The 14136-nt window shown below is 71.2% G+C and carries 11 protein-coding genes and 1 pseudogene; 6 read left to right on the forward strand and 6 right to left on the reverse strand.

Annotation, left to right across the window (positions count from 1 at the left end; genetic code table 11):
- Positions 1–18 precede the first annotated feature (18 nt).
- Together ACIBVL_RS18115 and ACIBVL_RS18120 are read left to right on the forward strand one after the other, a co-directional pair.
- Entirely contained in the window at positions 19–1437 is a 1419-nt protein-coding gene (locus tag ACIBVL_RS18115) for a PspC domain-containing protein (RefSeq protein ID WP_399098165.1), read from the forward strand.
- The gene (locus tag ACIBVL_RS18120; RefSeq protein WP_399098166.1) at positions 1424–1669 is read left to right on the forward strand and encodes a hypothetical protein; all 246 of its coding nucleotides are present in this window, start codon (positions 1424–1426) and stop codon (positions 1667–1669) included. Before ACIBVL_RS18115 ends, ACIBVL_RS18120 begins: the two co-directional genes overlap by 14 nt.
- A 341-nt stretch (positions 1670–2010) precedes the next feature.
- On the opposite strand, the gene ACIBVL_RS18125 is transcribed toward ACIBVL_RS18120, so the two are convergent.
- Positions 2011–2523 (reverse strand): DoxX family membrane protein, encoded by a 513-nt coding sequence (locus ACIBVL_RS18125; protein WP_399098167.1) that lies wholly within the window; start codon positions 2521–2523, stop codon positions 2011–2013.
- Positions 2524–2661: 138 nt separating this feature from the next.
- Positions 2662–3951 carry a hypothetical protein gene (locus ACIBVL_RS18130; protein ID WP_399098168.1) on the reverse strand — a complete coding sequence of 430 codons (1290 nt, stop codon included), beginning with the start codon at positions 3949–3951 and terminating at the stop codon, positions 2662–2664.
- A gap of 202 nt (positions 3952–4153) precedes the next feature.
- Between ACIBVL_RS18130 and ACIBVL_RS18135 the strand changes: the two genes are divergently transcribed.
- Complete coding sequence (locus tag ACIBVL_RS18135; protein ID WP_399098169.1) at positions 4154–5041, forward strand: DUF4429 domain-containing protein; 888 nt, start codon at positions 4154–4156, stop codon at positions 5039–5041.
- A 19-nt stretch (positions 5042–5060) separates the two neighbouring features.
- Here ACIBVL_RS18135 and ACIBVL_RS18140 read toward each other — a convergent pair whose 3' ends face one another.
- On the reverse strand, positions 5061–5855 hold the full coding sequence (locus ACIBVL_RS18140; RefSeq protein ID WP_399098170.1) for a class II aldolase/adducin family protein: 795 nt from the start codon (positions 5853–5855) through the stop codon (positions 5061–5063).
- Between the two features lie 148 nt (positions 5856–6003).
- On the opposite strand from ACIBVL_RS18140, the gene ACIBVL_RS18145 reads away from it, so the two are divergent.
- Positions 6004–6477 carry a pyridoxamine 5'-phosphate oxidase family protein gene (locus ACIBVL_RS18145; RefSeq protein WP_399098171.1) on the forward strand — a complete coding sequence of 158 codons (474 nt, stop codon included), beginning with the start codon at positions 6004–6006 and terminating at the stop codon, positions 6475–6477.
- On the opposite strand, the gene guaA is transcribed toward ACIBVL_RS18145, so the two are convergent.
- Positions 6478–8052, reverse strand: coding sequence for a glutamine-hydrolyzing GMP synthase (gene guaA / locus ACIBVL_RS18150; protein ID WP_399098172.1), 1575 nt, complete (start codon positions 8050–8052; stop codon positions 6478–6480). It lies immediately after the preceding gene.
- A gap of 324 nt (positions 8053–8376) precedes the next feature.
- Between guaA and ACIBVL_RS18155 the strand changes: the two are divergent.
- Both ACIBVL_RS18155 and ACIBVL_RS18160 read left to right on the forward strand, forming a co-directional pair.
- Positions 8377–8667 (forward strand): annotated as a pseudogene (locus ACIBVL_RS18155) (chorismate mutase); the annotation flags it as partial.
- A gap of 658 nt (positions 8668–9325) precedes the next feature.
- Complete coding sequence (locus tag ACIBVL_RS18160) at positions 9326–10381, forward strand: LPXTG cell wall anchor domain-containing protein (protein ID WP_399098174.1); 1056 nt, start codon at positions 9326–9328, stop codon at positions 10379–10381.
- A gap of 66 nt (positions 10382–10447) precedes the next feature.
- On the opposite strand, the gene ACIBVL_RS18165 is transcribed toward ACIBVL_RS18160, so the two are convergent.
- Positions 10448–12229 carry a GMC family oxidoreductase N-terminal domain-containing protein gene (locus ACIBVL_RS18165; RefSeq protein WP_399098175.1) on the reverse strand — a complete coding sequence of 594 codons (1782 nt, stop codon included), beginning with the start codon at positions 12227–12229 and terminating at the stop codon, positions 10448–10450.
- 250 nt (positions 12230–12479) lie between these two features.
- Positions 12480–14111 (reverse strand): succinic semialdehyde dehydrogenase, encoded by a 1632-nt coding sequence (locus tag ACIBVL_RS18170; protein WP_399098177.1) that lies wholly within the window; start codon positions 14109–14111, stop codon positions 12480–12482.
- Positions 14112–14136 lie beyond the last annotated feature (25 nt).

The following is a 14136-nucleotide window of genomic DNA, read 5'->3' on the forward strand; positions in this document are numbered from 1 at the left end:
GCCCGCCACCATGGACTCATGACAGATCACCAGCACGCCGCGGACGCCGTGCCCGACGGGGGCACCGCGCCCGACGCGGCCACGGAGGAAAAGGGCGCGGGCTTGGGTGCTGGAACCGGCACGGCGGCGGTACCGGGCGCGGGCGAAGGTGCCGAGGCGGTCGAGCGGCCCGCCGGGTTCCGGCGCGACCGGCGGCACAAGGTGCTCGCCGGGGTGTGTGCGGGGCTTGGCCGGCAGTGCGACATGGACCCGGTGATCTTCCGGATCACCCTCGCCGTGCTCTCCGCGACCGGCGGCATCGGCCTCATCTTCTACGGCTTCGCCTGGCTCTTCGTCCCCTACTCCGGCGAGGACCAGAACGAGGTGCGCAAGCTGCTGACCGGCCGCGTCGACGGCCAGGCCCTCGTGGCCGTGCTGTTCGCACTGGTCGGCTGCGGGGTGTTCCTGTCGATGCTGACCAACGGCGGCGTGCTGACCTTCGCCGTCGTCCTCTCCCTCCTCCTCGCGGGCGCCGGCTACTGGTCGCGGCACCGGGACTCCTCGGACTCTGACCCACTGGCCGCGCAGGCCGTCGCCGACGCCCCGCCGGAGGCCCAGGCCCCGCCGGTCCCGGCGGCCTACCCCTCCTGGTGGCGCGACCCCATAGTCAAGGACGGCACACACGTCGGGGGCACCGGCTATCTGTGGGGCCCGCGGGATCCGCGCGACCGGGACATCGCGGCGGCCATCACCGTCAACCTCCTGGGCCCCGGCCGCCACCGCGAGCACATACGCACCCCGCCCGGCCGCTCCCCCGCACCCCGCGGCCCCCGCTGGACAGGCGGCTGGCTCTTCCTGCTCGCCGCGCTCGCGGGCTGCCTCACCACCCGGCTCACCTGGGACGATCATCCGCTCGGCACCAGCCTGCAGGCCGGTCTGGCGGCCGCGCTCACCGTGCTCGGCGCGGGCATCGCGGTCAGTTCCTTCCTGGGGCGCACAGGCGCGGGCTCGGTGTTCCTGGCGATCGTCACGGCGGGCCTGCTGGCCTCCTCGTCGGTGCTGCCCAAGGACGTGAGTACCCACTGGATCGACACGAGCTGGCGGCCCGCGACGGTGGCGGAGGTGCGGGGGGCCTACGACCTCGGCACCGGTGACGCAACCCTGGACCTCTCCCGGCTCGACCTGGCCAAGGGGCAGACGGTGAGCACCAACGCGGAGGTGGGGGCGGGCCGGCTGCGGGTGATCGTGCCGTCGGACGTGACGGTGAAGGTGAGCATCGATGTCGGGCTGGGCGACGTACAACTGCCCGGTGAGAACAAGAAGGATGTGGACGTGGAGCCTGGCAAGCACAGGACGGTGACACTGTCACCGGTGTCGGGCGCCAAGGACGCCGGGACGCTCGACCTCGACCTTCAGGCCGGGGTGGGACAGGTGGAGGTGACCCGTGCTGCGTCATGAGTTCCAGCCGGGCAGGCTGGTCGCCGGCGCCTTCTTCACGCTCGGGGGTGTCCTCTACGCAGGTGACGCGGGCGGCCTCTGGGAGACACCGTGGTTCGCGATCATCCCGCTGGTCGTGATCGGCCTCTCCCTGGCCGGGGCGACGGGCGCGACGACCCGCTCCCTGCGCAGACGACGTGGCCCCCGCCCGGCCGCACCGCCCGGGGACACGGGCCCGGAGACACCGGGCTGAGCCCGGCCTGCCTGATCGCGCGCGCCGGACCGAGGCCGGGACCGGGGCTGTGGCCGATGGCCAGTGCGGCGGCACGCAGCGTTCGCCCCGTCGCGCCGCTCCTTGACGGGCAGACGTTGCCTGCCGCGGCACTCGGGCTTGTTGGGAAAGTAGCGTCGTCCGCCCGGAGGGCGGGCCCGGAGGGCGGGCCCGGAGGTGCCTGGTGCGTGCGATCGCAAGGCGGAGGGTCCCCCCAATACTGGACATATCGGTGGGACCCCGACAAAACGCGGCGAGCGTGCGTGCCAGGCGCCGCCGGGCAGGCGGGACTTTCACCACACGCCCTGGCGGACGCCACCCGCTCATTGCCGGCGTCGGTTGCGCCAGGCTGCGTCGAGGGAGAGATAGGGGGCGCCTGCGAGGACGAAGGGGAGCCAGGCCATGAGGTAGATGAGGTCGTTGCCGTAGTAGTACGGGTCGGAGGCCCAGCTCACCGTCAGCCAGAGGGAGAGGGAGATCAGGGCGCCGCCGAGGGCGGCGAGGCGGGTGAGCAGTCCCAGCAGGGTGCCGATGCCGACGGCGACCTCACCGAGGGCGATGGCGTAGCCGAAGCCGATCGGGCTCTTCAGCGCCAGGTCGACCAGGGCGGGGATGGCCGAGGAGTCGCGGACGGCCCGCATGGTGTCGCCGATCGAGCCGGCACCGCCGTCCTTCAAGAAGGCGTTGTCGGTGAGTTTGTCGAGACCGGCGTAGATGAAGGTGACGCCAAGGAAGATCCGCAGAGGAAGGAGGGCATACCGGGAGGCGGTGTCCCGCCAGCCCCGGCCCCCGCCGTCGAGATGGGGGTGGGTGTCCGTCCGCATGCTGTGAGTCATCGCCCGTAGCCGCCTCTCGCCCGGAGTGGTGGGACCCCTCAACAGACCATACGTACGAAATAGGGGGTGCGCTCACCTGTTTGCACGAGCTCTCCGCCCCGTCGGTTCACTCCGCCCCTGCATTCACTCGGTGACGTCTCACTCGGTGACGTCGATCGTGTACCGGTTGGTCTCCACGCCGGCCGCGGTGACCACCTGCACGTCCACCCGGCCTGGTTCCACGTCCGCGGGGACCGGGACGGTGAGGACGGCATCGGTGGGGTTGCTGAAGCCGCCGGTGACCGGGACGAGGGGGACGTGGACATGGACGGGGCCGATGCGGACGACCATGCGGGAGAGGCGGTCGGCGGACTGGGCGCCGGGCGGGACGAAGCCGGCGCCGCGGATCTCGATGTCGTCGCCGGTGCGGATGGGGGCGTCGAGGTCGCCGGCCTCGCGGGAGCGGACGACGGAGAGGATCATGGGGCGGCCGCCCTCGGCGTACTTGCCGGCGAGGTAGGTCGCGGCCGAGACCAGGACCACGACCGCCAGCCCCCAGGGCAGGTCGGGGAGCTGGTCGGGGCGGCGGGCGAGGCGGACCGCGGCGAACACCAGGGCCACGGCGCTGATCACGACGTACTGGATGTCGGCGAAGCTGCCTCGGCCGGAGTCGTCGGTGAGGAGGTCGGCGGCCCGGGGGCGGTGTGCCCGTGCCTTCTGCAGGCGCTGGGCCAGGACGCGCAGCCCGACCACACGGCGGACCAGGACGGCGATGCCGCAGACCACGGCGAGGACGGTCACCACACCGGCCCCGCGGGCCAGGTCGAGCCCGGAGACGAGTGCGTCGCGCTCGGCGTGGCCGGAGGCGGCGGCGAGGCGGCCGACGAGGACGAGCACGGCGTAGGCGACGAGGAGGACCCAGGAGGCGGCGACCGCGCGGGAGGTGGAGAGGCGGTTGTCCTCACCGATGACGGGGGCGAGGGCGCCGCCGCGGGCACGGTGGAACCAGGAGGCGGTGGTGAGGGCGCCCGCCACGAGGAGGGCGGCGAGGAGTCCAGCGGTGCGGGCCGAGGTCCAGCCCGCCCCGATCGCCGTCAGGGCCTGGACCAGCAACAGCGTCACGACCGACGCCCAGACCGCGACCGCCGTGCGCAGCCAGAGGCGGGTCAGCCAGGCCTCGCCCTCGGCGCGGCCGCGTTCGGCGACGAGTTCGGCGGACTGGGTGAGTTCCTCGGAGACCCATTGGCGGGAGGCCGAGGGGGAGTGGGCGACGGCGGCGGGAAGGCCCTGACCGGCGGCGAACTCGTCGCGTTTCAGCAGGAATGCGGCGACCGCGCGCCGGTGTCCCTCGCGGGCACCGTGCGGGCAGTCCCCGCAGGTGCAGCCGCCGTCGTGTGCGCCCGCGCCCGTGCCCGGGTTCGCGCCCTGTCTCGCCTCCTGCACCGCCACGTCCGACGCCCGCCTTCCCCGTGACACGAACGGACGGCGGCCCCTGAAGAACCCGATGAGAACTCCGGCCGCCGACCTGCTGACAACTCCCCCGCGATGTCAGCGAATTGTGCCCTACGGCACACCGTCCGGCATCGGCAGGTCTGGTCAGAGCGGGTGAAGGGGGCAGGGGTCGTGTTGACCCGGCTGCGAGAATTCGCGTATGGCCGAGATCATCCAGCGGGACGGGAGCTGGGCCTTCGACGGCACGACGGTCCGGATCACGCCGGGCCTGCACCGTTCCGTGCCGCTGTTCCGGCAGACGTACGGGGAGATCGCCGTGCCGCTGGAGGCGGTCGCCGGGATCGTCTACGAGCCCGAACGCCGGCGTGGGCGGCTGCGGATGCGGCTCAGGGAGGGCGCCGATCCGCTGCTGCAGGCGACGGGCGGGCGGCTGCCCGAGGCGGCGGATCCGTATCGGCTGGCGGTGGACGTGGACCGGTCCGGGGTGGCGGAGTACGTCGCGGAGGAGATCCGGCACGCGCTGCTGCTCGACCAGGTTCCGAAGGAGCCCACCCAGACCTATCTGCTGCCGGGCCCGCCGGTGCCGGTGTCGGTGCGTTCCTCCGACGGCACGGTCTCCTTCGACGGCACCCATGTCCGGATCGACTGGGCGGACACCTCGGACCGGGTGAAGCGGGCGACGGGGCCGCGGATCATCGCCGTCGGGGACCTCGTGCAGGTCGAATGGCTGCCCAACTCCGGTTACGAGGACGGCTTTCTGCGGTTCGTGACCCGCGAGACGGTGTTCTCGAAGCTGCCGGCGGAGAAGGACCCGTACGCGCTGGACCTGTGGGGCAGTGTGCGCCGGGATCTGCTGACCGCGCTGGTGGCGACGGCGGTCACCGCGCGGCTGCCGCACCCGTCCACGCAGGGCGGCGTCGACGGGGCGGAGCGGACGGAGCGGCCCGCGGCAGCCGTTCCGGCGCAGGGCGACCACCACGACGTACTGCTGCGGCAGTTGCGCGAGTTGGGTGAGCTGCACCGGGACGGGGTGCTCACGGACGAGGAGTTCGCGATGACGAAGGCAGTGATACTGCGGGACTTCTGAGCACCCGGCGGAGAGCCGATCAGCTCAGCAGGTCCGGCTCGCTCCTGCTGATGTCCTGCCACAGGGGCTGGTAGTTGATCCACGCGACCAGGTCGCCGCCGAGCTGTTCCCGGGTCGCCACCGCCGCCCGGTGGTCGATCAGGAGGGGCCGGCCGGCGGCGCGGGCGGTGAGCTGGACCTGGCTGGAGCGTTCCATGGAGAAGAACCACCAGGCCGCCGCGTCGACCGAGTCGCCCACGGTGAGCAGTCCGTGGTTGCGCAGGACGAGAGCCTTGCGGGAGCCGAGGGCGCTCGCGATGCGCCGGCCCTCCTCGGTGTCGACGGCGACGCCGGTGTAGGCGTCGTAGAGGGCGTGGTCCTCGTAGAAGGCGCAGCTCTCCTGGGTGATGGGGTCGAGCAGTTCGCCGAGGGCGGCGAGGGCACGGCCGTGCACCGAGTGGCAGTGGGCGACGGCGACGACGTCCGGGCGGGCGGCGTGGACCTGGGCGTGGACGGTGAAGGCGGCCTGGTTGACGTGGTAGCGGCCCTCGACGACCTGTCCCTCCGAGTTGGCCAGCACCAGATCGCTCACGGTGACGTGCTTGAACGGCATGCCGAACGGGTTGACCCAGAAGCAGTCGCTGAACTCGGGGTCGCGGGCGGTGATGTGCCCGGAGACCCCGTCCTCGAAGCCGAACCGCCCGAACAGGCGTACGGCGCCCGCCAGACGTTCCTTGCGGTGCCGGCGCTCGTCCTCGACCGAGTCGTGCATCGGCGGCATCGCGAACTGCAGCCGGTCGGTGGGCAGCGGGGCAGGCGGCGTGGGCCCGTGCATCGGTCCTCCAGCACTGGGTGGGTGTACGGGCGGAAGTTACCCTCGGTCAGCGCAGGAGAACAGGGTTGTTATGCAAAGATGACGTGCGGCGCCGCAACGCGACACAACTCCGACAGAAGATGTCCCGATTCGGAGTCACACTCCCCGTATGACATCGAACTGGGCGGCGTTCGCCGCGGCGGAACCGGAACTCGCGAAGACCGTCGAGGAGCGCTTCTCCGCCTTCACCCACCACATTCTGGCGACCCTGCGCAAGGACGGATCCCCGCGGACGACCGGGCTGGAGGTCCGCTTCCTGGGCGGTGAGCTGTGGCTCGGCATGATGCCGGGCTCGGTCAAGGCGCTCGACCTGCGCCGCGACCCGCGCTTCGCCCTCCAGGCCAATCCGGGCGAGGGCACGGGGATGGGCGGCGGGGACGTACGGATCGGCGGGCGGGCGGTCGAGGTGGACGATCCGGCGGTCAAGGGCGCTTATACGGAAGAGGTGGAACCGCCGGAGCCGTTCCACCTCTTCCGCACCGAGCTGACGGAGGTCGTACGGACCTACGTCGAGGACGAGACGTATCTCGTCGTGCAGGTCTGGAAGCCCGGTGAGGCCTTGCGCGTGATCAAGCGCAAGTGATCACTCCCACTCGATCGTGCCCGGCGGCTTGGAGGTGACGTCGACGACGACTCGGTTGACGTCCCGCACCTCGTTGGTGATCCGGGTGGAGATCTTCGCCAGGACGTCGTACGGCAGACGCGACCAGTCGGCCGTCATCGCGTCCTCGGAGGAGACCGGGCGCAGGACGATCGGGTGGCCGTAGGTGCGGCCGTCTCCCTGGACGCCGACGCTGCGGACGTCCGCGAGCAGGACCACGGGGCACTGCCAGATCTCGCGGTCGAGACCGGCGGCCGTCAGTTCCTCGCGGGCGATCGCGTCGGCGTCACGCAGGAGGTCCAGGCGCTCCTTCGTCACCTCGCCGACGATACGGATGCCCAGGCCGGGGCCGGGGAACGGCTGGCGCTGGACGATCTCCTCCGGCAGGCCGAGCTCCTGGCCGACCATGCGGACCTCGTCCTTGAAGAGCTTGCGCAGCGGCTCGATCAGCTGGAACTCGAGGTCCTCGGGGAGCCCGCCCACGTTGTGGTGGGACTTGATGTTGGCGGTGCCGGTGCCGCCGCCGGACTCGACGACGTCCGGGTAGAGGGTGCCCTGGACCAGGAAGGCCACCTCGGGCCCCTCGTCCGCGATGATCTCCGCCTGGGCCTGCTCGAAGACACGGATGAACTCGCGGCCGATGATCTTCCGCTTCTCCTCGGGGTCGGAGACCCCGGCGAGCGCCTTGAGGAACCGCTCCTCCGCGTCGACGACCTTCAGCTGGACGCCGGTCGCGGCGACGAAGTCCTTCTCGACCTGCTCGGTCTCGCCCTTGCGCATCAGGCCGTGGTCGACGTAGACGCAGGTCAGCTGCGAGCCGATGGCCTTCTGGACGAGCGCGGCGGCCACGGCGGAGTCGACGCCGCCGGACAGACCGCAGATGGCGCGCTTGTCGCCGACCAGCTCACGGATCGCGGCGACCTGCTCGTCGATGACGTTGCCCGTGGTCCAGTCCGGGGTGAGGCCCGCGCCTCGGTAGAGGAAGTGCTCCAAAACCTGCTGCCCGTGCGTGGAGTGCAGGACCTCGGGGTGGTACTGGACGCCGTACAGCTTCTTCTCGTCGTTCTCGAAGGCGGCGACCGGGACGACGTCCGTGGACGCGGTGACGGAGAAGCCCTCGGGGGCGGCGGAGCAGGCGTCGCCGTGCGACATCCAGACGGCCTGCTCGGCGGGGGTGCCCTCGAAGAGGGTCGAGGACGCCTTCGACACGTGCAGGTCCGTACGGCCGTACTCGCGGGCGCCGGTGTTGTCGACCGTGCCGCCGAGGGTCTGTGCCATCAGCTGGAAGCCGTAGCACATGCCGAAGACCGGGACGCCGGCCTCGAAGATCTCGCGGTCGAGGCGGGGGGCGCCCTCCTCGTACACGGACGAGGGGCCGCCGGAGAGGATGATCGCCGCCGGGTTCTTGGCGAGCATCTCCTGGACCGGCATGGTGCTCGGCACGATCTCGCTGTAGACCCGGGCCTCGCGGACTCGACGGGCGATGAGCTGGGCGTACTGCGCGCCGAAGTCGACGACCAGGACGGTGTCGGGGGCGGCGTGGGTCGCTGATGACACGGGGTGCCTTCCGGCGTGGGGCGAGGGGCTGTGGTAACGAGTCTAACGGGGTGGGCGTGGGTGACCTCGCCCTCGTCCTGGGGCCTCCGCCCCGGGCCCCCGGCCCCCGGCGGCACGCGCCGACATCCTCCCGTGGCATACTGGCGCCATGCGCAAGCTCCCGACCTTCCTCTTTACCTATGGCATCCGGCCCACCGGCTGCCATGGTCGTGCTGCTTGAGCAACTGACAAGCGACTTCCCAGGCGCCCCGGGCCGACAAGGTCCGGGGCGCCTGGCGTTTTTCCGGATCCCGCCGTTCCGGGGCGTCCCACCCTTCGGATGAGGAGCCCCCTATGACCGCCCTCGACATGACCGGCGCCCGCACCCCCGAGGCCGCCGACGTGATCACCGGTGCCCGTGAGCGGATCGACGCCCTCGACGACCGGATCATCGGGCTGATCCAGGAACGGATGGCGGTCTCCGCCGTCGTCCAGGAGGCCCGGATCACCTCCGGCGGCCGGCGCGTGAACCTCTCGCGGGAGATGGAGGTCCTCGGCCACTACAGGGACGCGCTGGGCAAGCCGGGTACGGCCCTCGCGATGACGCTCCTCGAACTGTGCCGGGGTCGCATCTGAGTTCGGGCCCCCTCTCACCCGTACGGCGCGTGACCGCCGTGGGCACGCTTCGTTGGTCCCGGTGTCCGTTCCAGCCAGGGGCGGGCCCGGAAGAACCACGCGTGGCTCACTGGAGCGATGAGGCGGACGGATCGTGCCGTGCGCCGTGGGACCTCGCTCCAGGGAAGTGACCGGACGGCAGGGGACAGCAGCCCGGTCACCCAAGAGAAACGGTCGGCCTCGGGGACGCCCGGGGCCGACCGGCGGAATGGCAAAAATGCACAAGGGCCGGATCAAACGGTTGCGGGCGCCGCATTCATCCAGCACGATGCGTAGAAAGCCCCACAACAGCCCCAAGTCCCTTCCTGGACAAGCGCATTGCGTGCATTGTCCCGCATGACTGCCAGAGGTCTAGACCAATAGGCGGCGCACCCCCCGGCGCCGCTTCCCAGGCACCGGCGCTGCCCTGACGCCGGTGCTGACGGTAAGAAGGGCCCCGCGGCCCCGCGCCGCGGGGCCCTTCTTCATGCCCTCGCCCGCCGGCCATCGCGGATGTGATCCAGTTCATATAAAGAGTCTGTGAGGCGAAGACAACTGTTCACAGGATTCGCGGGTCACACCTACCGAAACAAGGGTCACTCCCGCGCCCCACACTCGCGGAAGGCCTCCCCCGAACTGAATGTCCGAGGTCTTCATGAAGCTTCGCCGCACTCTGGTCACCGCCGCCGCGACGGCCGCGATGGCGCCCCTGGCACTGCTGTCCGCGCCCGCCGCCTTCGCGGAGGGGAGCGGCTCGCCGACCGCGAGCATCACCGAGTCGCAGGACACCACCTCCGCCCCGTCCCAGTCGGAGACCTCGGGCGCGTCCGCGTCCTCGTCGGACACCACGTCCCCCTCGACGTCGTCGCAGACCCAGGGGTCGTCGAGCTCGGCGTCCGCCTCCAGCTCCCAGTCCTCGTCCGCGTCGTCCTCGTCCTCCTCGTCCGCGTCGTCCTCCTCGAGTTCGTCGGCCAGTGCGGACGACTCGTTCGACCCCTCGGACTGCAGGTCCCTGGACCTTGACGAGAACCTCTCGGCCACGATCAACGGGCTGCCGAGCAAGATCGTCGCGGGATCCGGCTGGCACGACTTCACCTACGTCGTCGAGAACAACGGCGACGCCGACCTCAAGAACGTCTACATGACCACGTTCCTGGACTACGAGGACAACGAAGACGTCTGGCTCTCCGAAGGACTCGCCGTCATCCAGGTCAAGGAGGACGGCAAGTGGACCAACGCCTACCAGGACTCCTACGAGGACGAGAACGGCAAGACGGTCAACGTCACCGGTTCCTTCGTGGCCCTGCTCGACGATCTGGAGAAGGACGCCTCCGCGACCCTCGACCTCCGGGTGAAGGTGAAGGCGTCGGCCCCGGCGGGCTCGTCGTTCGCGATGAGCGACGCCATCTACGTGGGCGACGACGCCGACTGCCACTTCAACGGTGACTTCTACGACGTCGAGATCCTCGCCGCCGGCAGCGACACGGGCGACTCCGGTGACGCCACGCCCAACGGCGACAAGCCCAGCAGTGGCACCAAGCCCCAGGGCAGCGCCAAGCCGATCAGCGGCAGCCTCGCCTCCACCGGCGCCGACTCCACCCTCCCGATGATCGGCCTGCTCGGCGGCGTCGCCGTCGTGGCCGGTGCGGGCGCGGTGTTCACCGTCCGCCGCCGCAAGACGGGCGCGCACGCGTAACACACCGCAGACCAGCGAAGGGACCTGCGCTCGGAGGGGGGTGCAGGTCCCTTTCGCTTGCCGCGTTCACCGCTTCTTCGGCGGCACCGTCGGCGTCCCCAGGAACGGCAGCCGCAGCGCGCCGAACGCGTCCGCCGGGACCGCAGGCTCACGCGGCTCCACCGGCTTCAGACGCTCGTACCCCGCCCCCTGCGCGGGCCGCGGGTCCGCCTCGCCCTTGTTCGGCCAGTACGACATCGCCCGCTCGGCCTGCGCGGTGATCGTCAGCGACGGGTTGACGCCCAGGTTCGCCGAGACCGCGGCGCCGTCGACGACGGAGATGCCGGGGTGTCCGTAGAGGCGGTGGTACGGGTCGATGACGCCGGTCTCGCGGGAGTCGCCGATGGGACAGCCGCCGAGGAAGTGGGCGGTGAGCGGGGTGCCCATCAGCTCGCCCACGTTGGAGCCGGCGAAGCCGTTGATGTCGGCGGCGATCGCGGAGGCGGCCTCCGAGGCGGCCCTGATCTGCTTGGGGTTGGGGGCGCCGTGCCCCTGGCGGGCGGTCAGCAGGCCCTTGCCCACGCCCGCCGGCTTCAGATACGTCGTCAGCGAGTTGTCCAGCGACTGCATCACCAGGCCGATGATGGTCCGCTCCGACCAGCGCCGGTTGGAGAGCGAACGCAGGACGAGGAGGGGGTGGCGGACGGCGTTGGCCAGCCAGCCGGCCACCCTCGACGAACCCTCCGCGTACGGCACCTGCAGGATCGACAGGCCGCCCATCGAGTTGGAGCCCTTGCCGTAGCGGACCGGTTCGATGTGGGTGTTCTCGTCCGGGTGGATCGAGGAGGTGATGGCGACGCCGCGGGTGAAGTCGGCCCTCGCCCGGCCCGTCGCCCTGCGGTAGCGGCGGTCGTCGGTCTGGGCGCCCACCAGGGCCTCGGAGTTGGTGCGGGTCAGGTCGCCCAGCCGGTCCGACAGATGGGGAAGCTGTCCGTTCGCCTTCATACGGTGCAGCAGGGTCTGGGTGCCGTAGGTCCCGGCGGCGAGGACGACCCTGCGGGCCCTGAAGGTCCGCCCCTTCGCCCTGCGGCGGTCGTCGGTGGGCAGGGTCGCCACCGCGTAGCCGCCCCGCGAGTCGTCCGTGACCGACACGACCGTCGTCAGGGGGTGCACGACCGCGCCCGCCTTCTCGGCCAGGTAGAGGTAGTTCTCGTTGAGGGTGTTCTTCGCGCCGTGGCGGCAGCCGGTCATGCACTCGCCGCACTCGGTGCAGGCGTTGCGGTCGGGTCCCGCGCCGCCGAAGTAGGGGTCGGCCACCCGCTCCCCCGGCCCGGCCTTGATCCGACCGTCCGCGTCCTCGCCGTCGCCGAAGAACACGCCGACCGGGGCCATGTGGAAGGTGTCCCCCACGCCCATCCGCTCGGCGGCCGCCTTCAGGTGCACGTCGGAGGGGGTCATGGTGGGGTTGAGCCGTACGCCGAGCATACGGCGGGCCTGGCCGTAGTACGGCTCCAGCTCCTCCTGCCAGTCGGTGATGTCCCGCCACTGGGGGTCGTCGAAGAAGGCCTTCGGCGGGACGTACAGGGTGTTGGCGTAGTTGAGGGAGCCGCCGCCGACGCCCGCGCCGGCCAGGACCATGACGTTGCCCAGCAGGTGGATGCGCTGGATGCCGTACATGCCGAGCTTGGGGGCCCAGAGGTAGTTCTTCAGATCCCAGGAGTTCCTGGGGAGGGTGGCGCGGGTGAAGCGGCGGCCGGCCTCCAGGACACCTACCGTGTAGCCCTTCTCCGTCAGGCGCAGGGCGGTCACCGAGCCGCCGAAGCCGGATCCGACGACGATGACGTCGTAGTCGTAGGTGTCCTGGGACACAGGCTCTCCTCGTTGAGAACGGGTGGTGTCTGGTGCCGCGGCAGGCGACGTGTGCGCGAGCCGGTGGACCTTCCCGGTCACGGCACCAGGGGGTGTTTCGAAAGTCATGTGCGGTGCCCGCGGTGTCCGGTGCGTGCTCTCGGTGTGCCGGACGGAAGCCCTCGTACTGGACGTACTTGCGCTTTCGGCCGCTGCGGCGAGAGGGCGTGCCGGGCGCCGTGGGTGCTGTGCGGGACTTTCGAAACGCCCCCTAGCGCAGCCGGAGTGCCTTCATCACCCTCAGGCTCGTGCTCATGAACTCGGCGTACTTCTCGTCGGTCATGCCCAGTGCCGGTGCCATCGGCAGCAGTCGCTGCTGGGCCACCGTCTGGGCCTCCGTGTACTTGAGGATGCCCTCGGAGCCGTGGCGGCGGCCGAGGCCGGAGTCCTTCATGCCGCCCATCGGGGACTGGACGCTGCCGTAGGCGGGCGCGTAGCCCTCGTTGACGTTCACCGTGCCGGTGCGCAGCCGGGCGGCGACCTCGCGGCCGCGGCGGGCGTCCTTCGTCCAGACCGAGGAGTTCAGGCCGTACGGCGTGGAGTTGGCGAGCTCGATCGCCTCGTCGTCCGTCGTGAAACGGTAGATCGAGACGACCGGCCCGAAGGTCTCCTCCGTGCACACCGCCATGGGCTCGGTGACGCCGTCGAGGATGGTCGGCTCGAAGAAGTAGGGGCCGATGTCGGGGCGGGCGACGCCGCCGGCGACGACCTTCGCGCCCTTGGCCACGGCCTCCTCGACATGGCGGGTGACGGTCTCCAGCTGCCGCTCCCCCACCAGGGAGCCCATGTCGGCGCCGTAGGCGAGGGAGTTGCCGAGGCGCATGCCCTTGGTGCGGGTGGCGAAGCGCTCGAGGAACGCGTCCGCCACCGACTCGTGGACGTACAGCCGCTCGATGGAGATGCAGAGCTGGCCGGCGGAGGAGAAGCAGGCGCGGACGGCGCCGGCGGCCGCCTTCTCGATGTCGGCGTCGTCCAGCACCAGCATGGCGTTCTTGCCGCCGAGTTCGAGGGAGACGCCGACCAGACGGGCGGCGGCGCCCTGGGCGACCTCGCGGCCGGTGCGGGTGGAGCCGGTGAAGGAGACGTAGTCGGCGTGCTTGACGACCTCGGGGCCGACGACGGGGCCCTCGCCGAGGACGACCTGGAACACGTCGGCGGGCAGCCCGGCCTCTATGAGCAGGTCACGGGCCCACAGGGCGGTCAGGCAGGTCTCGGTGTCCGGTTTCATCACCACCGCGTTGCCCGCGACGAACGCGGGGAGCGCGTCGCCGACGGACAGCTCCAGGGGGTAGTTCCAGGGGGCGATCTGGCCGACGACACCGCGCGGGTGGCGCAGTTCGGTGACCTTCGTCAGGGTCGGCATGGCGCCGGCGTGCCGCTTCGGCTTCAGATAGGCGGCCGCCCTGCGGCCGTAGTGCCGCGCCGCCACCGCTACGGCCTGCACCTCCTCGTGGGCGTGCAGCCGCGCCTTGCCGGTCTCCAGCTGGATGAGGTCGAGGACCTCGGCCTGGCGCTCGAGGACGAGGTCGTGGAAGCGGAGCAGGACGGCGGCCCGCTCCCGCACCGGCGTCTGTGCCCACACCGCCTGCGCGGCGCGGGCCGTCTCGTAGGCCTGGAGTACGTCGTCGGGGGTGGACTCGGGCAGGTCGGCGAGCTTCTCGCCGGTGAACGGCGTGTGGTTCGCGGTACGGCCGGAGCCGACGACGCCCTTGGTGAGCTGGGCGACGAGCTGGGGGGTGACCACGTCGGCGGCGGTGCGGACGCCGACGGGGGTGGGGGCGAGGGGGTTCGTACCGGCCGTGGTCTTGGTGCCGGTCACTTCCGGGGCCTGCGAGTCCGTCATGACGCGCAGGGTATGACGCGGGGAG

Source organism: Streptomyces sp. NPDC049687 (genome assembly GCF_044465285.1).
Classification (GTDB): domain Bacteria; phylum Actinomycetota; class Actinomycetes; order Streptomycetales; family Streptomycetaceae; genus Streptomyces.

Bases quoted from the DNA above. Each gene is read 5' to 3' on its own strand.
- ACIBVL_RS18145 (WP_399098171.1), top strand. From the start codon at position 6,004: ATGACATCGAACTGGGCGGCGTTCGCCGCGGCGGAACCGGAACTCGCG.
- ACIBVL_RS18135 (WP_399098169.1), top strand. From the start codon at position 4,154: ATGGCCGAGATCATCCAGCGGGACGGGAGCTGGGCCTTCGACGGCACG.
- ACIBVL_RS18170 (WP_399098177.1), bottom strand. From the start codon at position 14,111: ATGACGGACTCGCAGGCCCCGGAAGTGACCGGCACCAAGACCACGGCC.
- ACIBVL_RS18125 (WP_399098167.1), bottom strand. From the start codon at position 2,523: ATGACTCACAGCATGCGGACGGACACCCACCCCCATCTCGACGGCGGG.
- ACIBVL_RS18160 (WP_399098174.1), top strand. From the start codon at position 9,326: ATGTCCGAGGTCTTCATGAAGCTTCGCCGCACTCTGGTCACCGCCGCC.
- ACIBVL_RS18115 (WP_399098165.1), top strand. From the start codon at position 19: ATGACAGATCACCAGCACGCCGCGGACGCCGTGCCCGACGGGGGCACC.
- ACIBVL_RS18140 (WP_399098170.1), bottom strand. From the start codon at position 5,855: ATGCACGGGCCCACGCCGCCTGCCCCGCTGCCCACCGACCGGCTGCAG.